The organism is Streptomyces sp. NBC_01463 (genome assembly GCA_036227345.1).
Classification (GTDB): Bacteria; Actinomycetota; Actinomycetes; order Streptomycetales; family Streptomycetaceae; genus Streptomyces.
On the sequence record CP109468.1, the window covers coordinates 8008851 to 8032566 of the forward strand.

Below are 23716 nucleotides of genomic sequence, written 5' to 3' on the forward strand. Positions count from 1 at the left end.
TTTGCGTTTGATGCTGTGGCTCAATGTTCGATTGTGTGCTGTGCCTCACAGGTTCGAGGCACTTCAGCTCTCTCGACAGGACGACGCCTTGAGACGACAAATGCCCCGCCCCCGCGCTCTGTTCCGAACGGCGGCCGTGGCCGCAGCACTGCTGGTCCCCGTCGGGGCCACCCTGGTCCCGGCCGCCGCAGCCACCCCCGCCGCAGCCGCCGGCACCGCCTCCGCGACCACCTTCAAGGCCGGTGACCCGGCCACCGCCGTGCACGGGCTGAAGGGCGAGTACTTCAGCATGTCCGCGCCGGGTGCGCGGGACTTCGACAAGCTCGGCGGGGTCGCCCTCGACCCGCAGATCAACTTCCCCGGTCTCACCGGCACGTTCGAGTCCACCACCGGCCGGACCGAGAACACCACCGCCCGCTGGACCGGCAACATCACGGCCCCCGAGGACGGGGACTACACCTTCGCCGCGAGCGGCGACAACGGCTTCCGGCTCTTCATCGACGGCCAGGTGGTCATCGACCACTGGGAGCCGGACTGGGACAACGAGCAGACCAGCAGGCCGGTCGCGCTCAAGGCCGGTGAGCCGCACACGTTCAAGCTGGAGATGTTCCAGGACACCGGCGGCGCGAACATGTTCCTGCGCTGGTCCAGTGCCACGCTCGCCCGGCAGATCGTGCCCGAGTCCGCCTTCACCCCGCCCGCGGACTTCGAGGTCTACCCGGTCGGGCTGAGCGTCGCGGACAACGGCCTGAAGCTCCGGGCGACGTTCGAGGACAAGGTGGCCGACTACGCCGCCCTGAAGGACCACCTCACCATCGAGGCCGACACCTCGCCGATCCCCGTGAAGTCCGTCGCCCGGGTGCCGGGCAACGCCAAGGCGCTGGACATCACCCTGACCGGGCCCGTCCAGAAGGACCAGCAGGTCAGGGTCGGGTACGACGGCGAAGCCGGCCTCCAGGTCGGCGGCAAGGCCGTTCCCCAGATCAGCCGCACCGCCACGAACCTGTCCACGCACCGGCTGACCACCACCTGGGGCGACAAGGTCGACCGCAACCACCCGCTGCCCGAGTACCCCCGGCCGCAGCAGGTGCGCGACGACTGGAAGAACCTCAACGGCCCGTGGGAGTTCGCCGGGGCCAAGGCCGGTGAGCAGCCCGTCTTCGGCAAGAAGCTGGGCGAGCGCATCACCGTGCCCTACCCGGTCGAGTCGCAGCTCTCCGGTCTCGAGCGCCACGAAGACCACATGTTCTACCGCAAGCTCGTCACCGTCCCGAAGAACTGGGCCGTCAAGGGTGACAAGCACGGCAAGGGCCAGAGCAACCGGCTGAAGCTCAACTTCGGTGCCGTCGACTACCAGGCCACCGTCTGGGTCAACGGCAAGCAGGTCGCCGAGCACACCGGCGGCTACACCGCCTTCAGCGCCGACATCACCGACGCGGTCAAGGGCAGCGGTCAGCAGGAGATCGTCGTCGCGGTCACCGACACCACCGGCGCCGACCAGCCCACCGGCAAGCAGTCCGCCAACCCCGGCGGCATCTTCTACACCGCCTCGTCCGGCATCTGGCAGACCGTCTGGATGGAGCCCGTAGCCCCGGCGGCCGTCGACTCCCTGACGACCACCCCGGACATCGGCAAGGGCCGGCTCGCCCTGACGGTCAACTCCGCCGACGCCTCGTCCTCCGCCCGGATCACCGCCGTCGCCCGCGACAAGAAGGGCAAGGTCGTCGGCAGCGTCACCGGCCCGGCCAACCGCGAGCTGAGCCTGCCGGTCGCGAAGCAGCACCTGTGGACGCCTGACGACCCCTACCTCTACGACCTGAAGGTCACCCTCGACGACGGCCGCTCCAAGGACACCGTCGACAGCTACTTCGGCATGCGGTCCTTCGGTGTCGCCGAGGTCGGCGGCTACCAGAAGCTGGTCCTGAACGGGAAGCCGTTCTTCTCCCTCGCCCAGCTCGACCAGGGCTTCTACCCGGACGGCCTGAACACGGCGCCCAGCGACTCCGCCCTGCTCTTCGACCTGAAGGCGCAGAAGGACCTCGGCTTCAACTCCGTGCGCAAGCACATCAAGGTCGAGCCCGCGCGCTGGTACTACCACGCCGACCAGCTGGGTCTGCTGGTGTGGCAGGACTTCGTCTCCGGCAACCTCACCGGCGAGAAGGGCCACAAGGCCTTCCTCGACCAGGGCGCCGAGATGATGAAGCAGCTGCACAACTACCCCTCGATCGGTGCCTGGATCGTCTTCAACGAGGGCTGGGGCGAGTGGGACCGCACCGAGACCGGCAAGATCACCGAGCAGGTCCAGGCCGCCGACCCCTCCCGCGTCGTCAACGCCCACAGCGGTGTCAACTGCTGCAACTCGAAGGGTGACTCGGGCAAGGGCGACATCATCGACCACCACGACTACAACAACACCGACCCGGCCTTCCCGGACGACAACCGCGCGGCGATGGACGGCGAGCACGGCGGATTCACCCTGCGGATGCCCGGACACATGTGGCCCGGCGCGCCCACCGCGATCTACAGCGGTGTCGCCGACAAGGCCGCGCTGACCGCCAAGTACGTCGAGAACACCCGTAAGTACTACCTGGAGGCGGCCGGCGCCGAACTCTCCGGCTCCATCTACACCCAGGTGACCGACCTGGAGAACGAGCTCAACGGGCTCTGGACGTACGACCGCCGCGAGATCAAGGTCGACCCGGCCCAGGTCCGCAAGATCAACCGAGAGGTCATCGCCGCCGGCGCGGCCGCCGGCGAGCGGGACGAGATCAAGGGCGGCGGCGCCTGGTCCCTCGACGAGAACAAGGGCACCGAGGCCGCCGACAGCGGGCCGAACCACAAGACCCTCACCCTCTCCGAGGGCACGTCCTGGACGGCCGGCGTGCACGGCTCGGCGCTGAAGTTCGACGGCGCGGGCCAGTACGCCGAGACCGACGGCCCGGTCGTCGACACCACCGGCGACTACACCGTCTCCGCCTGGGCGTCGCTGGACGCCCTGCCCGGCAACTACGCCACCATCGTCAGCCAGGACGGCCGGCGTCAGGAGAACCCGTTCTACCTCCAGTACGGCCAGGGCGGATTCGCCTTCTCCACCCCCGGCGCCCACCGCGCCCGGCTGGAGATGAAGCCCGAGCTCGGCCAGTGGTACCACGTGGTCGGTGTGCGCAGCGGTGACGAGATCAAGCTGTACGTGGACGGCAAGCTCGCCGCGACCGCGCCGGCCGGATCGGCCGACGTCAGCAGCGGAGCCCTGGCCGTGGGCCGCGCCAAGTGGTCGGGTGGGAACACCGACTTCTGGAACGGTTCCGTCGACCAGGTCGCGGTGTACGACAAGGCCCTGACCGCCGACGAGGTGAGCGCGCTGCACGACAGCGAGCAGCCGTAGTCCGGGCTGTTCGTGAAGTGCTGAACCCCTGAAGCACCGAAACCGCTGCCTGCCACCGCATCCGTGCGGCGGCAGGCAGCGGCATGCGCCGCGTGGGGGGCCGGGAGGTGCCGGGACATGTGACCCTGACCCGCACCCACGACGTCCCGGCGGCGCAGACCGGGCTTCCACGGGACGAACTGGCCTCGCTGCCCAGCATGTTCACGGCCGCATCGGCTCGGCGACATGGTGTGGCGGGTGTCTGCTCGCGACCGCGGCGGCCGGCCGGCGCAGCCGCACACGTATCTCGCCCCGGCTGTCGGGACGCGCCAGACCGACGGCCCGGATGCGACGCGGTCGCGTCGTGTCCGGGCCGTCGGCCACAGCGATGGAGCGGGCGGGTCAGATCACGGCGCCCAGGGCGCCTCCACCGCCCAGGTGGTGTCCTCGGTGAAGGTGGCCGGGTTGTCCCAGGCGTGCCCGCCGCCCGGTGTGGCCAGCCACACCTCCGAATCGATGTGGCGCAGATAGCTGCCCGGCAGATTGGCGCTGGACAGTCGCACGCCCCCGGTGCCGGCTACGGCGCACCAGGTGGCGTCGGCCTTGAAGAGCGCCGAGCCGTCGTTGGCGTCGCGGCGGACCCGGAAGTCGCGGTGCCGGAGGTACTCGCCGGGATAGTTGCGGGACTCCAGCGAGTAGCAGTTGCTGTTGGCGAGTCCGGTGACGATCTTCCAGGTGGCGTCGTTCTTCAGCAGTCCGCTGCTTCCCGCGTCGACGACCTCGGTGAAGGCGAGCGCGTCCTGGTGGCGCAGGTACTTGTTGGTGTACCCGGGCGTCGTGACGCGGAGCGACTTGTACTGCCCGGTGGGCAGGGTCACCGGCGGGGCCGGGTTGCGTGAGGCGTTGATGAGGGCCTGGTTGGCGGCCTTCACCCGTGCGGTGTCCACCTTGACGACCTGGCGGTCGTAGGTGAGCAGCCCGTTCGCCTCGTTCTCGACGTCGGTGATCTCCGTGTAGACCGAGGCGGAGAGGCCCGCGGGCAGCTGGCCGACGCGGATGCTGTCGAGCAGCCCGACGAAACGGTTGTTCAGCGCGGAGACGCTCGCCTGGTCCTCGTAGCTGAAGCCGCCGCCGGGGAACCACTCGTGTCCGGGGACCTTGTAGCCGAGGCCGCCGAACTCACCGAGGACCGCGGCTCTGGTCGCGGTCGGCGCGGTGTTGCCGGGGCCGACGTAGATGTGGTTGTCGACCACGTCCCCGTTGCCGCCGTCCACCGAGCCGCAGCAGTTGACCCCGCTCATGTTGTTCACCAGGCGGGAGGGGTCGTAGGCCTTCACCTCGTTGGCGATCCTGGCCTGGTCGTACTGCCCCCAGCCCTCGTTCTGGTCGACCCACATCACCAGCGAGGGCGAGCTGCGGTGCTGGTCGATGATCGCGTGGAACTCGGCCTCCCACTGGGTGCGGGCCGCCGTGCCGGGGCTCTTGCCGGTGTCCATGGCGGGCATGTCCTGCCAGACGAGCAGGCCCAGCTTGTCCGCCCAGTAGAACCAGCGCTGCGGTTCCACCTTGATGTGCTTGCGGACCATGTTGAAGCCGAGGTCCTTGTGGGCCTGGAGGTCGGACTTGAGGGCGGCGTCGGTCGGCGCGGTGTAGATGCCGTCCGGCCAGTAGCCCTGGTCCAGGGTGCCGGTCTGGAACACGAACTTCCCGTTGAGCACCGGCCGCAGCACACCGTCGACCTTGGCCACGGCGATCGACCGCATGCCCGTGTAGCCGCTTGCCGAGTCGGTGACGGCCGAGCCGTCGAGCAGCTCCGCCTTCACGTCGTACAGGAACGGGTCCTCCGGAGTCCACAGATGCGCGTTGGGCACCGGGACGGAGATCTCGGAGCCGACGGTGCCGGTGGCCGTGCCGACCACGGTTCCGCCGCTGGAGACGGTGACCCGGGCGGTGCGGCCGGACGCGGACGCGCCCTGCACCTTCACCCGCAGGGTGCTGTCGCCCAGGTTCGGCGTCATGTCGAGACGGGTGATGTGGGCCGCCGCGACCGGCTCCAGCCAGACGGTCTGCCAGATGCCGGAGGCCGCGGTGTAGAAGATGCCGCCGCCGCTGTGCGGCTGCACGTCGTTGATGCGCTGCTTGCCGACGGCCTGGCCGCCCGTCTGCGTCGGGTCGTACACGGACACCACGACCGTGTTCGTACCCCCGTTGAGCTGCGGGGTGATGTCGTACGCGAACGAGTCGTAGCCGCCCTTGTGGGCGCCGACCTGGGTGCCGTTGACCCAGACCGTCGTCTGCCAGTCGGAGGCGCCGAAGTTCAGCTCGACCCGGCGGCCGTTCCAGCCGGCGGGCACGGTGAAGGTGCGCTTGTACCAGAGCTTGTCATTCTCGGTGATCCTGCGCTGGATGCCGGAGAGCGCGGACTCCGCGACGAACGGCACCCGGATCTGATCGGGGAACGAGGACGGCTGCCCGGCGTCGCGGCCGGTCACCGCGAAGTCCCAGATGCCGTTGAGGTTGGCCCAGTCGGGCCGGGTCAGCTGCGGGCGCGGATACTCCGGCAGCGGCTTGTCGACCGGGACCTGGGCGGTCCACGGCGTCGTCATCGGGGACGGCTTGGGTGCCCAGGAGGCGGCACCGGCCGGCGCCGATCCGACTCCCACCAGTGCCGAGGACACCAGCGCCAGCAGTCCGGTCGTGGCGATCGCCCGTCTCCACCACGGCCTGCGGCCGGGCACACGTAAACGGCTCATCGGTTCGTCTCCTTCGCCGGGGGCTGCCCCCGGTACGGGGAAACTCCCCGCGCCGGATGGCGCGGGGAGCGGTGCGGGATGTGCGGAGGAACGGTCGGGGGTCAGACGAGCTGCCACAGGTGGTCGTCGGTGCCGGTGTCACCGAACTGGACGACGTGGGCGCTGTCCTGGGTGGACATGTTGTCGACGCCGAGGACCTTGCCGGAGTGGCGGTTGCGGATGCGGTACCAGCCGTCGCCGTCGGGGACGAGCTGCCAGAGGTGGTCGTCGGTGCCGTTGTCGTCGAACTGGACGACGTGGGCGCTGTCCTGGGTGGACATGTTGTCGACGCCGAGGACCTTGCCGGAGTGGCGGTTGCGGACGCGGTACCAGCCGTCGCCCTCCGGGACCAGCTGCCAGTCGTGGTCGTCGGTGCCGTTGTCACCGAACTGGACGACATGGGCGCTGTTGGCGGTGGACATGACGTCGACGCCGAGGACCTTGCCGGAGTGGCGGTTGCGGATGCGGTACCAGCGGTCGGACAGCCAGGGCCCGGCGCCCGGGTCGGCCGTGGGGAACGAGGTGATGCGCAGCCGCGCCGCCCCCATGGGGACGAGCGTGATCTCCTCGACCGGCTCGGTGGTGCCGGCCGGGCCGTCCTGGAGCGGCGCGACGACGTGCTCGCCGTCCGCCGTCCACTCCGGGATCCGCCGGGCCCTCGCCGTCATGGTCAGCGGGGTGCCCTCCAGTGTGAACGGGTTCGCGTCCTTGAGGTGGCGGACGCTGTGGTGGCGCAGCGAGGCGGCCGGTTTCCGCTCGTCGAGGACGAGGCCGTAGTTCCACGGGCTCGTGGCGTGCACCGCGTACTCCGGGAACTGGTCGGTGCCGCCGATGCGCTCGTACGTCTCGTCGATGCGCAGGGAGTACGTGAGCGGGCCGCGGTCCACGCTGACGGAGGCGTGGTTGTGCTCCCAGGTGCGGACCGTGGTCCGCTGCGGGAAGCGGAGCGTCACCCGGTCGCCGTCGGACCAGGTGCGGTCCACGCGGGTGAAGGCCGGGCCCGCGGGGGCGGCGACCGGACGCCCGTTGACCTTGACCTCCGGGCTGTCGCACCAGGCCGGTACCCGCAGCACCAGGGGGAACGACAGCTTCTTCGGCGCCTTCAGGGTCAGGGTGACCGTGTCCGTGAAGGGGTAGCCGGTCTCCTCCGTGAACGTGACCTCGGTGCCGTCCGCGACCTTCGCGGTGACCTCGCAGCTCGCGTACATCGCGGCGGCCAGCCCGCCGTCCGGGGTGGCGAGCCACAGCTCCTCGACGAAGTAGGGCCAGCCCATGCCGTAGTTGTGCGGGCAGCAGCGGTACTGGTCGACGCCGGGCAGGAACGCCTGCATGGCGAAACCGTTCTGGAACTGCCGGCCGCTCTTGGGGACGTCGTCCAGGTCCACGCTGTTGGCGCTGGTGATGTAGTGGACGGACTTGCCCGACGGGTCGAGCGAGGCGGGCAGCGAGTTGAAGGCCAGCTCCTCGCAGCGGTCGGCCCACAGCGGATCGCCGGTGATCCGGGTGAGCAGCTGGTGGCTGGCCATGAACTCGACGATGCCGCAGGTCTCGAAGCCCTGCCGGGGGTCGCCGTGCCCGGGGCGCGCGTTCTCGTCCCCGGCGAAGCCGCCGCCGGGGAACTGCCCGTACTGGTCCATGGCCTTGCCGTACGTCCCGTACGTGTTCCGGGTGTCCTCGGCCGAACCGCTGCGCAGCGCGTACTGGGCGGGCTCGCGGAAGCCCTGCGCGATGTTGACGTTGTGCAGGTTGACCAGGTTGTCGCCCCAGTCGGCACCGTTCGCGTGGATCTTGTCGGCGAGGTCCAGGAGGAAGGTGTCGCCGGTGCGGTTGAAGAGCCAGAAGACACTGTCCAGGCCGTCGCCCCAGCGCAGTGCGATCCAGCTGGTGTTGAAGGCGCCGGGTCCCTGGGCGTTCATGTAGCGGAAGAACCGGCTGAGGAACGGGATGACGCGGGTGTCGCCCGAGTACTCCTGCCAGGAGCGCAGGGCCTGCACCAGCGGCAGGAACGGCCAGAAGTCCGGGCCGCCGTTCAGGGACGTGCGCAGCGCCTTCGGCCCGAAGAAGCCGTCGGACTGCTGGGTGGCGAGGATCGCGTCGAACCAGCGGCGCACGGCGGCGAGCGCCGTCGCGTCACCCGTGACGATCGCCAGGTCGGTGTAGCCGCGCAGCCAGTACGGGACCTCCTCCCAGCCGCCCAGCTCGGGGCGGACCCAGCCGGTGGCCGTGAAGTCGAGGAAGTGCGAGAACTCCTCGTACCGGCCGCACAGTCCGTCCAGCTGGAGCTTCAGCTGTCCGGCGAGCCAGCCGCGTGCGGTGACCCGGCCGGGGGGCAGCTTCAGGAAGGCCGTCGGGTGCAGGGGCGCGGCGTTGGGGGAGTAGTGGCCGCCGTGGGCGGGCCTGGCGCGGTGTTCGGCCGCGGTCGCCGTGGTGGCCCAGCGGCCCGAAGCGGCCGTGGTGGCGGCGACGGTGGCCAGCGCGCCGGCCATGAGTTGTCTGCGGTTCAGGGGCATGGAGGGGCTCCTGCTCTCGGCCGGCCGTGCGGGGCTCCGGCTCGGGGACGGCACATGACACGTGCGGGGGTTGCCATGACGCCCACCGGCCCGGGGCGGAACCGGACGCGCGCACGGCAAGGCACGCCGTCGCGACCGGAGGGGTGGCGCGGCACCGTGCTTGCAACGTTGGAAAATTGCGTACCGGCGGTATGACAGCACGGTGTCGGGCGGGTGTCCAGGGGTGCGGCGGCAACCAGTGGGGCGGGAGCCGCCCGTCGGCACCGCATCGCTCCGACACATTTTGGAAACGCATCGACCACGCTCTTGCCGCCCGTGCCACGGCGCCTATATAACGTTGTAAACCGAGCCGCCGAGAGGCCGCGCAGGCTCTCACGACCGCAGTTCGTCCAGGTGGCGGGGTCGTGAGGAACGCAGTGGCATCAGCCGCCGAGCGGCAGCCGATGCATCATCCAGCCATGCCCGACCGCACGTCCATCGACGTGCCGTCATCCCGCCAAGGAGCTCCCGCGCATGATGATCCAGCGCCGAACCCGTACCCTCGCCGTGGCCTGCCTCCTCGCCGCCACCGCCACGCTGGCCGCCTCCGGCTGCTCCAAGTCGGAGACGTCGGACACCGCGAACGCCGACAGCAGCCAGGGTGCTCAGGCGGCCAAGTCCCCCGAGTCCTCCTCCGGTTCGGGCTGCTCGCTGCAGACCTACGGAGCACCGAAGCTGGACCTGAAGAACGCCGTGGTCGGCTTCTCCCAGTCGGAGAAGGAGGCCAACCCGTTCCGCATCGCCGAGACCCAGTCCATCAAGGACGAGGCCAAGAAGGTCGGCGTCAAGAAGCTGCTCACCACCAACGCCCAGTCGCAGCTGTCCAAGCAGATCAGCGACATCCAGGACATGCTGTCGCAGGGCGCCCAGTTCCTCATCGTCGCCCCGCTGAACTCCGACGGCCTGGAGCCGGCACTGAAGGCCGCCGCCGCCAAGAAGGTCCCGGTCCTCACCGTCGACCGCAAGCTCAACTCCACCGCCTGCAAGGACTACGTGGCCTTCCTCGGCTCCGACTTCGTGGAGCAGGGCAAGCGCGCCGCGGACGCGATGATCAAGACGACCGGTGGCAAGGGCAAGGTCGCCATCCTCCTCGGCGCCTCGGGCAACAACGTCACCACCGACCGCACCAAGGGCTTCGTCGACCAGCTCAAGGCCAAGGCCCCCGGCCTGGAGATCGTCGCCCAGCAGACCGGTGAGTTCGCCCGCGACAAGGGCCAGCAGGTCATGGAGCAGCTCATCCAGTCCAAGCCCGACATCACCGCCGTCTACGCGGAGAACGACGAGATGGGCCTCGGCGCCGTCACCGCGCTGAAGGCCGCCGGCAAGAAGCCCGGCAAGGACGTCAAGATCGTCTCCGTGGACGGCACCCGCAACGCCGTCCAGGCCCTGGTCAACGGCGAGTACAACGCCGTCATCGAGTCGAATCCGCGCTTCGGCCCGCTGGCCTTCGCGACCGCCCAGAAGTTCTACGGCGGCGAGGAGATCCCGGAGAACGTCATCATCTCCGACCGCGCCTACGACGAGTCCAACGCCAAGGCCTCGCTCGGCGGCGCGTTCTGATCCAGACCCGCGCCACCTGCCCGTAACGCCGGCAGCGGGCCGGCCGGGACCGGCCGCGCAGCGAACCCTGCGCGGCCCCCGGCCGGGCCCGGCCCGGACCCGCCGGCTTCACCCGCCGCCGTGACGCGGCCACCCGTCACGGCGGCCCCGGGCCCGACACCCTTGGAAGAGCGGAAGGCCGAGAACAGCCATGGCACCACCCGAAGCAGTACCGCAGCCGCCGGAGCCGGCCGCCGACGCGAAGGAAGCCGCCGCACCGGAGACCTCCGATCCGGCCGCACCCGTCCTCGAAGCCCGCTCGGTGAGCAAGCGGTTCCCGGGCGTCGTCGCACTCGACGGAGTCTCCTTCGCCCTGCGCCCCGGCGAGACCCACGCACTCGTGGGCGAGAACGGAGCCGGCAAGTCCACCCTGATCAAGGTGCTGACCGGTGTGTACCGGCCCGACGAGGGCGAACTGCGGCTGGCCGGCGAACAGATCGCCTTCGCCCGGCCGTTCGAGGCGCAGCAGGCCGGCATCTCCACGATCTACCAGGAGGTGAACCTCGTCCCGCTGATGAGCGTGGCGCGCAACATCTTCCTGGGCCGCGAGCCGAAGAACCGTTTCGGCCTGATCGACTTCGGCCGCATGCACCGCGAGACCGCCGAACTGCTCGACGGCTTCGGCGTACGCGTCGACCCGAAGAGGCCCCTGCACACCCTGGGCATCGGCACCCAGCAGATGGTCGCCCTGGCCCGTGCCGTCTCGGTCAACGCCCAGGTCGTCATCATGGACGAGCCCACCTCCTCGCTGGAGCCGCGCGAGGTCGAGACGCTCTTCCGCGTCATCGGGGACCTGCGCGCACGCGGCATCGCCGTCCTCTACGTCAGCCACCGCATGGACGAGCTCTACCGGATCTGCGACCGCGTCACCGTGCTCCGCGACGGCAAGCACATCCACACCGGCGACCTCGCCGACCTCGACCGCATGCAGCTCGTCTCGATGATGCTCGGCCGCGACATGGCCGAGGTCCGCCGCTCCGGACTCACCAGCTTCGGCTCCGAGGGCCACGACACCACCCGTACCCCGGTCCTCACCGCGAAGGGCCTCTCCCGCGACCACCTGCTGCACGGCATATCCCTGTCGCTGTACGGCGGTGAGGTGCTGGGCCTCGGCGGGCTCCTCGGCTCCGGCCGCAGCGAGACCGCGAAGGCCCTGGCCGGAGCGCTGAGCCTGGACTCCGGCGAACTCGCCATCGGCGGACGCACCCTGCGCCGGCTCACCTCCGCCGGAGCCATCCGGGCGGGCATCAGCCTGCTGCCCGAGGACCGCAAGGCCGAAGGCATCGTGCCCGGCCTCTCCGTCCGCGAGAACATCGTGCTCGCCGCGATGCCCCGCCTCTCCCGCGCCGGCATCGTCTCGCGCGCCAAGCAGGACCGCATCGTCGGCATCTTCATGAAGCGGCTGCGGATCAAGGCCGCGAGCCCCGAGCAGAAGGTCGGCGAGCTCTCCGGCGGCAACCAGCAGAAGGTCCTGCTGGCCCGCTGGCTCTGCCTGGAGCCCAAGGTCCTGCTGCTCGACGAACCCACCCGCGGCATCGACGTCGGCGCCAAGGCCGAGGTCCAGAGCCTCATCGACGACCTCGCCGGCGAGGGCCTCGCCGTCCTGCTCATCTCCTCCGACATCGAGGAACTCATCGAGGGCGCCGACCGCATCGTCGTCCTGCGCGGCGGCGCGGTCGCGGGTGAACTGTCCGGCGACGAGGTGGCCGAGAGCCATCTGCTCGAAGTACTCGCCGACCACTCACCGGCGCCCGTGGACAAGGCCCCGGCCGCCAAGGAGGACCCCCGATGACCCAGGCCGCAGTCTCCACCCCCGCAGCCCGGCCGCTGGCCCGGCTGCGCGACCCCGCCTGGTACCAGGAGTACGGCGTCTACCTCGCCGTCGCGGTCGTCCTCCTCTTCAACGCCCTGTTCACCGAGCACTTCATGACCGCGGACAACCTCCGCACCCAGCTCGTCCAGGTCGCCCCCATCGTCATCGTCGCCCTCGGCATGGCGCTCGTCATCGGCACCGAGGGCGTCGACCTCTCCGTCGGCTCGACCATGGCGCTCGCCGCCGCCCTGCTGCCGCTCTACCTCGGCTACGGCCTGGTGGCCGCGCTCGTCATGGCGCTGCTGGCCGGCGCACTCGTCGGAGCGGTCAACGGCACACTCGTCTCCCTCGTGGGACTCCAGCCGATCGTCGCCACCCTCGCCCTGTTCGTGGGCGGCCGGGGCCTGGCCCTGGTGATGGCGGACGGCCAGCTCAAGCAGATCGTCAACCCCGACCTGCTCTCGCTGGGCACCGGATCCTTCCTCGGCATCCCGCTGGTCGTCCTCATCGCCGGCGTCCTCGCCCTCGCCGTGGCCTTCCTGGTCACCCGCACCACCTTCGGCCGCCAGGTCGTCGCCATCGGCGGCAACCGCTCGGCCGCGGCCCTGGCCGGACTGCCCGTACGACGGGTGCTCATCGGTGTGTACATGCTCTGCGGGGTCCTCGCCGCGCTGGCCGGCATCCTCGCCACCGCCCGGCTCACCGCCAGCGACCCCTCCTCGCTCGGCACCCTCATGGAGCTCTCCGCCATCACGGCGGTCGTCGTCGGCGGCACCCCGCTCAACGGCGGCTCCATCCGGATCCTCGGCACCGTCGCCGGCGCCCTGCTGATGCAGCTGCTGCGCGCCACCCTCGTCAAGCACGACCTGCCCGACTCCACCGCACAGATCGCCCAGGCGGCCATCATCATCGCCGCCGTCTACGTCGCCCGGGAGCGTCGGTCCCGATGAACGAAACCTCACCCGCCCCCGCGGTCCAGGCCCCGGTACCGCGCAAGACCCCGGCAGCAGCCGGCGGCGGCACCCCCCGCCCCGCGACCGGGCAGCGCATCGCCGAACTCCTCCAGCGCCAGGGCGTGCTCGCGGTCCTGCTCACGGTCGTCATCGTGGCGTCCTTCGTCTACCCGACGTTCGGCACCCTGGACAACGCCCGGGGCGTGACCGTCCAGGCGGCGTTCCCCGCCGTGGTCGCCCTCGGCATGACCATGGTCATCATCACCGGCGGCATCGACCTGTCGGTCGGCTCCGTGTTCGCCCTCGGCGGCGTACTGGCCGCCTGGGCCTCGCAATGGGGCTTCCTGGCCGCCCTGTTCGTCCCGCTCGTGGTCTGCGGGGCCATCGGACTGCTCAACGGACTCCTGGTCGCCCGCGCCGGAATGGCACCCTTCATCGTCACGCTCGCCACCCTGCTGGGGGCGCGCGGTCTGCTCCTCGCGATCACCGACGAGGGCGCCACCACCTACCTGGTGCCCAAGGACTCCGCCTTCGCCGAACTCGGACAGGGCAGCGTCTGGGGCTTCGGCTACCCGATCCTCATCGCCCTGGTGCTGTTCGGCATCGGCGGACTGATCCTCCAGCGCACCTCGTTCGGGCAGACGCTCTTCGCGGTCGGCGGCAGCAACGACGCGGCCATGCTGATGGGCCTGCCCGTCGCCCGTACGAAGATCCTCGTCTACACGCTCAGCGGACTGCTCGCCGGATTCGCCGGAGCGCTCAACGCGGCCCGGCTCACCTCCGGCGTCACCATAGTCGGCGTGGGCATGGAGCTCGACGCGATCTCCGCCGTCGTCATCGGCGGCACCCTCCTGATCGGCGGTGCCGGCTCCATCAGCGGAACGCTCTGGGGCGTGCTGCTGCTGGCCGTCATCCAGAATCTGATCAATCAGATCGGCTCGCTGAACTCCTCCTACCAGTCGGTCGTCAGCGGAGGTTTCCTTATCGTTGTCGTCGTGGCCCAGCGCTATCTGGCGCGCAGCCGCAGAACCACCTGAACCGGTGCCGGGGCCCGCGGCCCCGGCACCGTTCGAGCCGAACCGGCACAGCCGGGCCACCGCGCGTCAACGCGCGACAAGTCGATCCAGGGAGTGCCGTGGGCGTCAGCCTCAAGGACGTTGCACTACGGGCGGGCGTGTCCATCAAGACCGTGTCGAACGTGGTGAACAACTATCAGCACGTCACACCGAAGATGCGGGCCAAGGTGCAGCAGGCCATCGACGAGCTCGGCTACCGGCCGAACCTCACCGCACGCCATCTGCGCAAGGGCCGCACCGGCATCATCGCCCTCGCCGTCCCCGAGTTCGGCAACCCGTACTTCGCGGAGCTGGCCGGCGCCGTCGTCGACGCCGCCGCCCGGCACGACTACACCGTGCTGGTCGACCACACCGGCGGACTGCGCGAGAAGGAACTCCTGGTCAGCCAGGGATTCCGGTCCCATGTGATCGACGGGCTCATCCTCAGCCCCATCCACCTGGAGACCGAGGACCTGATGGCGCGCACCGAGACCGCGCCCCTGGTGCTGCTCGGCGAGCGCGAGTACGAGGCCCCGTACGACCACATCGCCATCGACAACGTGGCGGCCTCCCGCGACGCCGTGCGCCACCTCATCGACCACGGCCACCGCCGGATCGCGTTCCTCGGCTCGCGCACCGGCCGCGAACGCCAGCCCGCCCACCTGCGGCTGCGCGGCTGGCGGGAGGAGCTGGCCGCCGCCGGAATCGAGGCCGACGAGTCGCTCGTCGTCGTCACCGACGGCTACGGCCGCGAGGACGGAGCCACCGCCATGGCCGCCCTCCTGGACCGCGGGGAGCAGCCGGACGCCGTCTTCGCGTACAACGACCTCATCGCCATCGGGGCGATGCGCACGCTGTCGGAGCGAGGGCTGCGCATCCCCGAGGATGTCGCCGTCGTCGGGTTCGACAACATCGAGGAGAGCCTCTACGGGGCCACCACGCTCACCACCGTGGCCCCCGACAAGGAGGCCATCGCCCGGCTGGCCGTCGACAGCCTCGTCGAGCGCCTCTCCGGCAACCCGGTCTCCGAACCCCGGCGCCCGCGGCCCGGCTACCGGCTCGTCGTCCGCGAATCCACCGTTCCCCGGCCTCCTGCCGAGCCCGCCGGACCGTGACCCGTGGTGCCGGACTCCCGCCGTCCCGGGGGGAGTCCGGCGCTCCCGTCCAGGGCCCGCCGTACCCGCTCCGCCCGGCCGTCCGCTCGTCCCAAGGATCTCTGATGCCTCGCCCCACCGTGAACCGCAAACCGTTCGGCGCCCACGGGCGCACGGACGTCGATGTCTGGACGCTCGACTCCGGTACCGGAGTCGAGGCCGAGATCCTCACCTACGGTGGCGTCCTGCACCGTCTCACCGTGCCGGACACCGGGGGAGTCCCCGCCTCGGTCGTACGCCCGCTGGTGTCCCTCGACGACTACACGGGCAAGAACCCGTTCTTCGGCGCCCTCATCGGCCGCTTCGCCAACCGCATCGCGCACGGCCGCTTCACCCTCGACGGCACGGCCCACCAGGTCCCCGCCACCGACCGGGGCCACGCCCTGCACGGCGGGCCCGACGGCTTCCACACCCACGTCTGGCAGGCCGCAGGCGAGGCAGACGACACGGCCGCGACGCTCCGGCTCACCCTGCACAGCCCCGACGGCGACATGGGGTTCCCCGGCGCGCTGGACGTCACCGTGACGTACACCCTGGACACCGCGGGCACCCTCGCCCTCGACTACACCGCCACCACCGACCGTCCCACCGTCATCAACCTCACCAACCACGCCTACTTCGAGCTCACCGCCCGGGGCGACATCCTCGGCCACACGCTCCAGGTGGACGCCGGCCACTACCTCCCCGTCGACGACGACGGCATTCCCGAGGGCCCCGCCCTGCCCGTGCAGGCCACCCCGTTCGATCTCACCGCCCCGCACACCGTCGGGGACCGCATCGCGCTGCCGGACGAGCAGCTGCGCCGGGCCGGCGGCTTCGACCACTGCTGGGTGCTGGACGGGCCCCGCTCACCGGACGGCCTGCGCCGCGCCGCCCGGCTCACCGCTCCCGGTGCCGTGCGCGTCATGGAGGTGTGGACCACCGAACCCGGCATCCAGGTCTACACAGCCAACCAGCTCGACGGCACCCTGGCCGCCCCCGAGGGCGGACGCCACGAGCGTCACAGCGCCGTCTGCCTGGAGACCCAGCACCTGCCCGACTCACCCAACCGTCCGGACCACCCCGGCACGGTCCTGCGGCCGGACGAGGTCTTCTCCAGCCGCACCGAGCTGAGGTTCCCGCACCTCGCGGCGGCCACGGACTGACCCCGCGCCACCCCGCCGGTGCGGGAATGCCGGAATGGGACGGGGTGTTGCGACGTCCATGACCTTTTTTGTGGACGTGACCGTGCGGGGTTACGAGCTCGACACGCAGGGACATCTCAACCAGGCGGTCTACCTCCAGTACGCCGAGCACGCGCGCTGGGAGCTGCTGCGGGCCGCCGGACTGCCCCAGGAGAAGCTGCTGGCCGACGGAGTGGGGCCGGTGGCGCTGGAGGTCACGGTGAAGTACCGCCGCGAGCTGCGCGGTGGCGAGCGGGTGCGGGTGACCTGCCGGTTCGAGTACGGGGAGGGCAAGACGTTCACCGTCGCCCAGCAGGTCCTCAAGGAGGACGGCACGGTGGCGGCCGAGATCACGGGCGTCGCGGGCGTCCTCGATCTGACGACGCGCAGGCTGGTCGCCGATCCGGGTGACCGGCTCGCCTCGCTCGCCAAGGAGCCGGAGCTGCTGAGCGGCTGACCGGGCGTCAGCGGACCTTCCGGCCCGCCGCCATGGAGGCCACGGCCTTCTGGAGGCGGGCCGCCCTGACACCGGGGCTCGTCGCCGTCATGAGACGCAGGATCACCAGATAGCGGTCCGACTTGCCGAGCCGCTCGTAGAAGAGCCGGGCCGCCTCGTCCGCCTCCAGAGCGGCCGCGAGGTCCGCCGGGACGCCGGCCCTGTGCTGCGAGGGGTACGCCGCCTCCCACCGCCCGTCCGCCCGCGCCGCCGCGACCTCGGCGAGGCCGGCCTCGCGCATCCGCCCGTCCGCGAGGAGCACCTCGACCTTCTCCACGTTGATCAGCGACCACACGCTCCGGGGCCGGCGGGGCGTGATCCGCTGCAGGAAGTACACCTCGTCGCACGACTTGCGCTGCCCGGTGATCCAGCCGAAGCAGAGCAGGAGGTCGAGGACCTCGTCCGTGTCCACGGACGCCACGCCCGAGCCGCGCTTGGCGAGCTTCAGCCAGAGTCCGTCCCGGTCGGCGTGGTGCCTCTCCAGCCACGATTCGAGCTCCGCGGCCCGTGCGAAGGGCCGGGCGTGCTCCAGGGTCTCCGTCATCGGTCTGCGCCTCCTGAGGGATACCGGGCGGTCCGCCCGGCTGCACCACCACGCTAATTCTCCTCCAGGACAGTTTCAGTCCTATATGCCTCCTGCCCTCCCCGTACGTGCTCCCGCCCTGTGCGTCCAATTACGATGAGCCTCGTATTATGGGAGCCCCGGACCGAGTGACGATGCGGAGCCAACGTGACCCCTGTCAGCACCACAGAACCGGCTTCCGGCGTCCGCACGCTGGCCCACCCCGCACGGGACGAGATCAGGATCGAGTCCGTCCTGCACGCGCTCTCGGACCCGGTGCGCCTGTGCGTGGTCCGCGAACTGGCCGCCGCCGACGGCGAACTCACCTGCTCCCGCTTCGACCTCCCGGTCACCAAGTCCACCAGCACGCATCACTTCCGGGTGCTCCGCGAGAGCGGCATCGTCCAGCAGATCTACCGGGGCACCGCCAAGATGAACGGGCTCCGGCGCGAGGACCTGGAGGCGCTCTTCCCCGGACTGCTGGACCGGGTGCTCGAAGCGGCGAACCTCCAGGCGGACCGCCTCGGCGAGGCCTGACCGGCCGGACGGGACGCGCGCGCCGCCCTACGGAGTGCCGCCGCGTGCCGCGTCCAGCAGCCCCGGCCAGTCCGGGATCTTCACCGGCCCCCGGCCGAGCGAGCGCCCCAGCGCCGCCTCCGCCCGCTCGATCGACAGCCAGCCGTCCCATTCCACCGGCCGCAGCCCCCAGGACCGGAGCACCGCCAGCGGATCCGCTGCCGACGGGCGCCCCGTGAGCACGGCCGCGTCCTCGATCAGCGACGCGACGGTCTCCTTCGCGCACGAACGGTTCGACCCGATCACGCCGGTCGGCCCGCGCTTGATCCACCCCGCGACGTACTCCCCGGGCGAGTCCACCCCGTCCCGCAGCACCCGGCCGGCCCGGTGGGGCACCGTCCCGTGCGCCGCGTCGAAGGGGAGACCGGGCAGCGGCATCCCCCGGTAGCCGACGGCCCGCAGCACGAGCCCGGCACCGATGTCCTCGTACGCACCCGTGTCGCGCACCCCACCGCTGCCGTCGGGGACCGTCCGGGCGAACCGCACCCCCGCCACCCGCCCGCCGCGCTCCAGCAGCTCGACCGGGCGGAGGAAGAACCGCAGCCCGATGGTCCTGGCCGCGCCGGGGCCGGGGGCCGGGGGGCTCACGGCCCACCCGCGCAGCACGTCGAGGTTGCGCCGGACCAGCGCGGGCAGTGGCGGGGAGCCGGGCTCCGTACCCGCGTAGGCGGGGTCCAGGGCGAGCTCCGCGGGGTCCACGACGATCCGCGCCCCGGGGAGTCCGCCGAGCTCCCGCAGCTCCTTGGTGGTGAACCGGGCCTGTGAGGGCCCGCGTCTGCCGGCCATGTGCACCTCGCGCACCCGGCTGCCGGCCAGCACCCCGAGCGCGGGCTGCGGGACATCGGTCGGGCGCAGCTCATCGGCGCCCCGCGCCAGGATCCGGGCCACGTCGACCGCCACGTTGCCGACCCCGATCACCACCACCGAACGCGCCCGCAGCGCGAACAGTCCGTCGGTCGCATCCGGGTGGGCGCTGTACCAGGAGACGAACTCGGTCGCCGAATGGCTGCCGGGCAGATCCTCGCCGGGGATGCCCAGCGGGCGGTCCGTGGCCGCTCCCACGCAGTAGACCACCGCGTGGTAGAGCTCGCCGAGCCGCTCGGGCGGCAGCCCGTCCCCGCCCACGGCGACATTGCCCACGAAGGTGACGCGCTCGTGCTCCAGAACCGTCCGCAGACTCCGCTGCAGCGACTTGATCTTCTCGTGGTCCGGCGCGACGCCGTACCGCACCAGACCGTACGGGCAGGGCAGCCGGTCCAGGACGTGCACCCGCACATCGGGCACCAGGGTCTGCGCCACCAGGGCCTGGGCGGTGTAGATCCCGCTGGGACCGGAGCCGACGACTGCGACACGGAGCACGGCGCACCTCTTCCCTGAGGGTGTCTCCAGCATCGCACCGGCGGACCCGGCGGGGGAGAGGTGCGCCGCGTGCTCTTGGGGACCGCGCGCCCTGCCGAGGCTGCCCGCCGCTCAGGAGGAAAGGGCGCGCATCCGGCCGATCTCGGTGGTCTGCTGGGCCACGACGTCCCCGGCCATCTCCTCGACCTGCACGTTGTTGCCCTCCGAGAGCACCTCGGTCGCCATGGTGACCGCCCCCTGGTGGTGCGTGATCATCAGCTTGAGGAACAACCGGTCGAAGGCAGCGCCCTTCGCCGCCTGGAGGCCCTTCAGCTGCCCCGTCGTGGCCATGCCGGGCATCGCGCCGTGGTCGTGGCCCGCGGACTGCCCGGCCCGGCCGTGACGGCTGAGCCAGCCCTCCATCGCTCCGATCTCGGGCTTCTGGGCGGCCGTGATGCGCTCGGCGAGCCGCTTGACCGAGGCCGAGCGGGCCCGGGAGGGCGCGAGCGCGGTCAGCTCCAGTGCCTGCGTGTGGTGCTGGATCATCATCTGTACGTAGCGGACGTCCGCCGAGTTGGGGGTATCCACCCCGGCCTCCTCGGCGGCCTCCGAGGCGGAGAGCGTCCGCGCGGGCTCGCCCGGCTTCCCGGGCGCCACGACCGTGCCGCCGCCGTGCGCCCCGGCCTTCGGACCGCTGTCGGCACCGCCCGCGTCGCAGCCTGCCGACGTGAGCACGGCCGCCGCGACGGCAGCGAACAGAGCCCAGCCGCGGAACCGTATGACCTGACGACGAATCAACAAAGAGACCTCCGCTGACACATGGGTGGTTGCGCTCTGTCCTAACACGTCAACGCGCAGCTCTGATCAAAAACTGTCATTCTTCGATCGGGCTGCGAGGGAATGTCCCGATTGGGGTCAGGCTGTCGCAGCGGCCGCCCGGCAGGCCGGGAGGATGGGCCGGCAACTGTCCCACCCGCTGGGCGTCACCTTGCGGAACACAGCGATGTGACGGACCCCGCCCCGGGTCGCCACACGCATGATGCTGCGTCACCACGGCTGACTCCCGCCGTCGCTGAACCGACCCGGCTCACGCCCGCGCCCGCGGTTCCGGTCCTGCCCTGTCAGGCGTTCGTCCGACCTTGATAACTCGTCCTGAGCAGGTCCCGTCGGCGCTGGCCGAGGTACCAATGGGCGGACTCGGCAAGGTCGATCGTGGTTCTGATCATGGTGGACTCGCCGGAGTCCGCCTCGGCGAGGACCTCTCCTCTCGGTGAGATGACCATGCTGGGGCAGTGCTGGCGTGGATCTGCCACGTTGGCTGCCAGGACGAACCGCTGGTTCTCCGCTGCGCGGCTGATGAGGTGGCTCCGCCAGACCCCTGCGGGCTCGGAGGGGTTGGCCGCATGGGTGAGGTAGATGAAGGCCTCTGCTCCGCGGTCGGCCAGATGCTGCCATTGCTCGGGGAAACGGATCTCGCGGCAGATCTGGACGCCGAGCGTGACGGGTCCGCTCGCCAGGTGGATCGTGAGCGTCGAGAGCTCGGAGCCGGCATCGAGCCGGCCTCGCTCGCTCATCGCCAGGTTCGTCTTCCGGTAGGTCCAGCGGGTGCCGTCCGGAGAGAAGTAGAGGGCGGCATTGCTCCAGGCGCCGCGTTCGTACAGCAAAGTGCCGCAGAACAGATGGACGGCTCTGCGCCGAGCCAGCTCTGCGAGGCGGTCCATGGCATGCGCGAGGGCCGAGGGCGTCAGGTGTTCCAGAGGTGCGAGGTCGGCGCCGTAGCCGGAGAGAGCGCCTTCGGGGAGTACGACGATCTCGTCCGGCCGGGCGTCTGCCAGGAGCGCGGTGATGGCCGCGAGATTCCGCTCGATGTCCCAGGTGATGGGGAACTGTGCGATGGCTGTGGAGGCTTTCATCAGTCCTGCTTTCCGCGGCTGAACTCGTCTGCGCAAGCGGCCCGGTCACCGCCGGAGGACCCAGGTGCCGCCGCGGGTTCGGGCGGTGGTGCCGCAATCCCCGCAGGTCGCCCATCGCTGCAGGCGGCGTTCGCACCAGGGCTGCCCTGTGGCCGGGGAGATCGCCCGGGGCGAGTGGCAGGGGCCGGACCACCGCTGGTCATGGCCTGAAGCCAATAACTTTCATTACGTCTCTGTTGCCATCTGTTGAGATGCCCATGGCAAGGACCATACTGCCGGAGTCCATGCCCCGTTCAACTACATACGGATCCATGGGAGGACGCAGTGACCTCGTTGCACACCACCCCGGTGCGGCGCAGACGTCTGGGCGTGGCGGCAGCCGCCGCCGGGCTCTTCGCCACCCTGCTGATGGCCGGGCCCGCGGCCGCGACACCCGACCCCGGTGACACGGCCACGAGCCGGACCGACGTCTCCGCGCGTCAGCAGGCGCAGGCGACCGCCGCCATCGCCAGCGGTGAGGTGCCCGGCGTGGACGAGATCGTCCACAGCCGCAACATCACCCACCTCGCGAACGTCCCCAAGGACGCGCTCCAGGGACTCAACACGGACCTGGCCTTCCAGGGGAAGTACGCCTTCGCCGGGAACTACGACGGCTTCAGGATCTTCGACATCAGCAATCCGAAGGCGCCCCGCACGGTCGCGCAGGTGCTCTGTCCCGGATCGCAGAACGACATCTCCGTCTCCGGGAACCTGCTGTTCCTGTCCACGGACTCCTCGCGCAGCGACAACTCCTGCACCAGCACCACCCAGCCCGCGACGGAGAAGTCCTCCTGGGAGGGCATGAAGGTCTTCGACATCAGCGACAAGCGCAACCCGAAGTACGTCGCGGCGGTCGAGACCGCGTGCGGATCGCACACGCACACGCTGGTTCCGGACCGCAAGAACGTCTACGTGTACGTCTCCTCGTACTCGCCGAACGAGACGTTCCCGGACTGCCAGCCTCCGCACGACGGGATCTCCGTCATCAAGGTGCCGCGCAAGGCCCCCGAAGAGGCCCGCATCGTGAACTTCCCGGTCCTCTTCCCGGACGGCGGGAACCCGGGCGGTCCCACCAACCCGGGCGTCAGCAAGACGACGGGCTGCCACGACATCACCGTGCTGCCGTCCAAGGACCTGGCCGCCGGTGCCTGCATGGGTGACGGTCTGCTGTTCTCCATCAAGGACCCGGAGAACCCGAAGATCATCGACCGGGTGCAGGACAACGTGAACTTCGCGTTCTGGCACTCCGCGACGTTCAACCAGCGGGCGGACAAGGTCGTGTTCACCGACGAGCTCGGCGGCGGCGGCGCTGCCACCTGCAACGAGGAGATCGGTCCGAAGCGCGGCGCGGACGGCATCTACGACATCGTCGGCCGGGGCGACCACCGCAAGCTGGTCTTCCGCAGCTACTTCAAGATCGACCGTCCGCAGGCCGACACCGAGGTCTGCGTCGCCCACAACGGTTCGATCATCCCGGTCAAGGGCCGCGACCTGATGGTCCAGGCCTGGTACCAGGGCGGCGTCTCGGTGTGGGACTTCACCGATTCCTCGAAGCCGAAGGAGATCGGCTTCTTCGAGCGCGGTCCCGTCACCACGGAAGAGGTCACCACGGCCGGCCCCTGGTCGGCGTACTACTACAACGGCTACATCTACTCCAACGACATCGCCAAGGGCTTCGACGTCCTGAAGATCGACGACCGGCGGACCGACCCGGCGAAGCGGGTGCGGACGGACGAACTCAACGTCCAGACGCAGCCCGACTACTTCGACCGCTGAGCCGACGGCTGCCAGCCGCCGACCAGGGCGGCCGGCCGGCCGTCACGCCGTACGGACGTCGGAGTGGTCCCCGCGCCGGTACCGCCCGGGCAACTGCCCGGGCGGTACCGGCGCGTCCGTTCATTGACCGATCCGCCGCGCCGGGACATGCTGTACCCCCGCACCGGCCGCCCGCCGTCAGCAGGCCGGTACGCGGTCCCCGGCGGCTGGACCGGCCGGGGTGACCGCCTGGTTCCGGCGACGCAGGGGATCGCCGGAACCAGACGTCTCAGGCCGCCTCGTACCGATGGGCCCGACCGCCCCGCCACTCGACCCACTCGGGGCTGTCCAGAATCCGCTCGGGGTCGTCGAGCCCCGCACCCTCGAGGAACACGATCACATCGTGGTCGGAGTGCGCGAGGCCGAGTATCTGGACCCGCCCGTCGCGCTGCACGGTGACGCGCCGTCCGCCGGAGGGGGAGGGGCGGAAGATCACGATCGGGGGAGAAGTCATGCCTCCAGGGTGCGACGTGCCGACGGCCGCCGCACAGCGAATCGGGAACCCGGTCGAACGGCAGATCGAAAAGGTGTACGA

The 23716-nt window shown here is 70.6% G+C and carries 17 protein-coding genes and 1 pseudogene; 11 read left to right on the forward strand and 7 right to left on the reverse strand.

From position 1 onward, the window contains the following. Positions 1 to 100 precede the first annotated feature (100 nt). A complete protein-coding gene (locus tag OG521_35120) occupies positions 101 to 3385 on the forward strand; it encodes a PA14 domain-containing protein (protein WUW25714.1) in 3285 nt (1094 codons plus the stop codon). A 386-nt stretch (positions 3386 to 3771) separates the two neighbouring features. On the opposite strand, the gene OG521_35125 is transcribed toward OG521_35120, so the two are convergent. After that, on the reverse strand, positions 3772 to 6042 hold the full coding sequence (locus OG521_35125) for an AbfB domain-containing protein (GenBank protein ID WUW26906.1): 2271 nt from the start codon (positions 6040 to 6042) through the stop codon (positions 3772 to 3774). 176 nt (positions 6043 to 6218) lie between these two features. Continuing rightward, a complete protein-coding gene (locus tag OG521_35130; protein WUW25715.1) occupies positions 6219 to 8666 on the reverse strand; it encodes a glycoside hydrolase family 127 protein in 2448 nt (815 codons plus the stop codon). 513 nt (positions 8667 to 9179) lie between these two features. On the opposite strand from OG521_35130, the gene OG521_35135 reads away from it, so the two are divergent. The 7 genes from OG521_35135 (at position 9180) to OG521_35165 (ending at position 16899) form a co-directional block, all read left to right on the forward strand. Continuing rightward, positions 9180 to 10265 (forward strand): ABC transporter substrate-binding protein, encoded by a 1086-nt coding sequence (locus OG521_35135; protein WUW25716.1) that lies wholly within the window; start codon positions 9180 to 9182, stop codon positions 10263 to 10265. Between the two features lie 190 nt (positions 10266 to 10455). Next, positions 10456 to 12096 carry a sugar ABC transporter ATP-binding protein gene (locus OG521_35140; protein WUW25717.1) on the forward strand — a complete coding sequence of 547 codons (1641 nt, stop codon included), beginning with the start codon at positions 10456 to 10458 and terminating at the stop codon, positions 12094 to 12096. Next, on the forward strand, positions 12093 to 13067 hold the full coding sequence (locus OG521_35145) for an ABC transporter permease (protein WUW25718.1): 975 nt from the start codon (positions 12093 to 12095) through the stop codon (positions 13065 to 13067). The genes OG521_35140 and OG521_35145 overlap by 4 nt, the downstream gene beginning before the upstream one ends. Further along, complete coding sequence (locus tag OG521_35150; GenBank protein WUW25719.1) at positions 13064 to 14107, forward strand: ABC transporter permease; 1044 nt, start codon at positions 13064 to 13066, stop codon at positions 14105 to 14107. Before OG521_35145 ends, OG521_35150 begins: the two co-directional genes overlap by 4 nt. Before the next feature lie 98 nt (positions 14108 to 14205). Then, positions 14206 to 15240 (forward strand): LacI family transcriptional regulator, encoded by a 1035-nt coding sequence (locus tag OG521_35155; protein ID WUW25720.1) that lies wholly within the window; start codon positions 14206 to 14208, stop codon positions 15238 to 15240. A gap of 104 nt (positions 15241 to 15344) precedes the next feature. Next, the gene (locus OG521_35160) at positions 15345 to 16424 is read left to right on the forward strand and encodes a galactose mutarotase (protein WUW25721.1); all 1080 of its coding nucleotides are present in this window, start codon (positions 15345 to 15347) and stop codon (positions 16422 to 16424) included. A 58-nt stretch (positions 16425 to 16482) separates the two neighbouring features. After that, positions 16483 to 16899 carry an acyl-CoA thioesterase gene (locus OG521_35165; protein WUW25722.1) on the forward strand — a complete coding sequence of 139 codons (417 nt, stop codon included), beginning with the start codon at positions 16483 to 16485 and terminating at the stop codon, positions 16897 to 16899. 7 nt (positions 16900 to 16906) lie between these two features. Here OG521_35165 and OG521_35170 read toward each other — a convergent pair whose 3' ends face one another. Next, entirely contained in the window at positions 16907 to 17482 is a 576-nt protein-coding gene (locus OG521_35170; GenBank protein WUW25723.1) for a YdeI/OmpD-associated family protein, read from the reverse strand. A gap of 186 nt (positions 17483 to 17668) precedes the next feature. On the opposite strand from OG521_35170, the gene OG521_35175 reads away from it, so the two are divergent. Next, positions 17669 to 18037, forward strand: coding sequence for an ArsR family transcriptional regulator (locus tag OG521_35175; GenBank protein WUW25724.1), 369 nt, complete (start codon positions 17669 to 17671; stop codon positions 18035 to 18037). Positions 18038 to 18064: 27 nt separating this feature from the next. Here OG521_35175 and OG521_35180 read toward each other — a convergent pair whose 3' ends face one another. After that, entirely contained in the window at positions 18065 to 19435 is a 1371-nt protein-coding gene (locus OG521_35180; GenBank protein ID WUW25725.1) for an FAD-dependent oxidoreductase, read from the reverse strand. A gap of 111 nt (positions 19436 to 19546) precedes the next feature. Beyond that, entirely contained in the window at positions 19547 to 20215 is a 669-nt protein-coding gene (locus tag OG521_35185; protein ID WUW25726.1) for a DUF305 domain-containing protein, read from the reverse strand. Between the two features lie 115 nt (positions 20216 to 20330). On the opposite strand from OG521_35185, the pseudogene OG521_35190 reads away from it, so the two are divergent. Further along, positions 20331 to 20474: pseudogene (locus OG521_35190) on the forward strand (FAD-dependent oxidoreductase). 61 nt (positions 20475 to 20535) lie between these two features. Here OG521_35190 and OG521_35195 read toward each other — a convergent pair. After that, positions 20536 to 21327 (reverse strand): carbon-nitrogen hydrolase family protein, encoded by a 792-nt coding sequence (locus OG521_35195; protein WUW25727.1) that lies wholly within the window; start codon positions 21325 to 21327, stop codon positions 20536 to 20538. Between the two features lie 324 nt (positions 21328 to 21651). On the opposite strand from OG521_35195, the gene OG521_35200 reads away from it, so the two are divergent. Beyond that, positions 21652 to 23142, forward strand: a complete 1491-nt coding sequence (locus OG521_35200; protein WUW25728.1) for a hypothetical protein — start codon at positions 21652 to 21654, stop codon at positions 23140 to 23142. Positions 23143 to 23410: 268 nt separating this feature from the next. Here OG521_35200 and OG521_35205 read toward each other — a convergent pair whose 3' ends face one another. Next, on the reverse strand, positions 23411 to 23635 hold the full coding sequence (locus tag OG521_35205; protein WUW25729.1) for a hypothetical protein: 225 nt from the start codon (positions 23633 to 23635) through the stop codon (positions 23411 to 23413). Positions 23636 to 23716 lie beyond the last annotated feature (81 nt).

Excerpts from the sequence above, each read along its gene's own strand:
- OG521_35120 (WUW25714.1), top strand. The coding sequence starts at position 101 with ATGCCCCGCCCCCGCGCTCTGTTCCGAACGGCGGCCGTGGCCGCAGCA.
- OG521_35130 (WUW25715.1), bottom strand. The coding sequence starts at position 8,666 with ATGCCCCTGAACCGCAGACAACTCATGGCCGGCGCGCTGGCCACCGTC.
- OG521_35135 (WUW25716.1), top strand. The coding sequence starts at position 9,180 with ATGATGATCCAGCGCCGAACCCGTACCCTCGCCGTGGCCTGCCTCCTC.
- OG521_35140 (WUW25717.1), top strand. The coding sequence starts at position 10,456 with ATGGCACCACCCGAAGCAGTACCGCAGCCGCCGGAGCCGGCCGCCGAC.
- OG521_35145 (WUW25718.1), top strand. The coding sequence starts at position 12,093 with ATGACCCAGGCCGCAGTCTCCACCCCCGCAGCCCGGCCGCTGGCCCGG.
- OG521_35150 (WUW25719.1), top strand. The coding sequence starts at position 13,064 with ATGAACGAAACCTCACCCGCCCCCGCGGTCCAGGCCCCGGTACCGCGC.
- OG521_35160 (WUW25721.1), top strand. The coding sequence starts at position 15,345 with ATGCCTCGCCCCACCGTGAACCGCAAACCGTTCGGCGCCCACGGGCGC.
- OG521_35165 (WUW25722.1), top strand. The coding sequence starts at position 16,483 with ATGACCTTTTTTGTGGACGTGACCGTGCGGGGTTACGAGCTCGACACG.
- OG521_35170 (WUW25723.1), bottom strand. The coding sequence starts at position 17,482 with ATGACGGAGACCCTGGAGCACGCCCGGCCCTTCGCACGGGCCGCGGAG.
- OG521_35195 (WUW25727.1), bottom strand. The coding sequence starts at position 21,327 with ATGAAAGCCTCCACAGCCATCGCACAGTTCCCCATCACCTGGGACATC.
- OG521_35205 (WUW25729.1), bottom strand. The coding sequence starts at position 23,635 with ATGACTTCTCCCCCGATCGTGATCTTCCGCCCCTCCCCCTCCGGCGGA.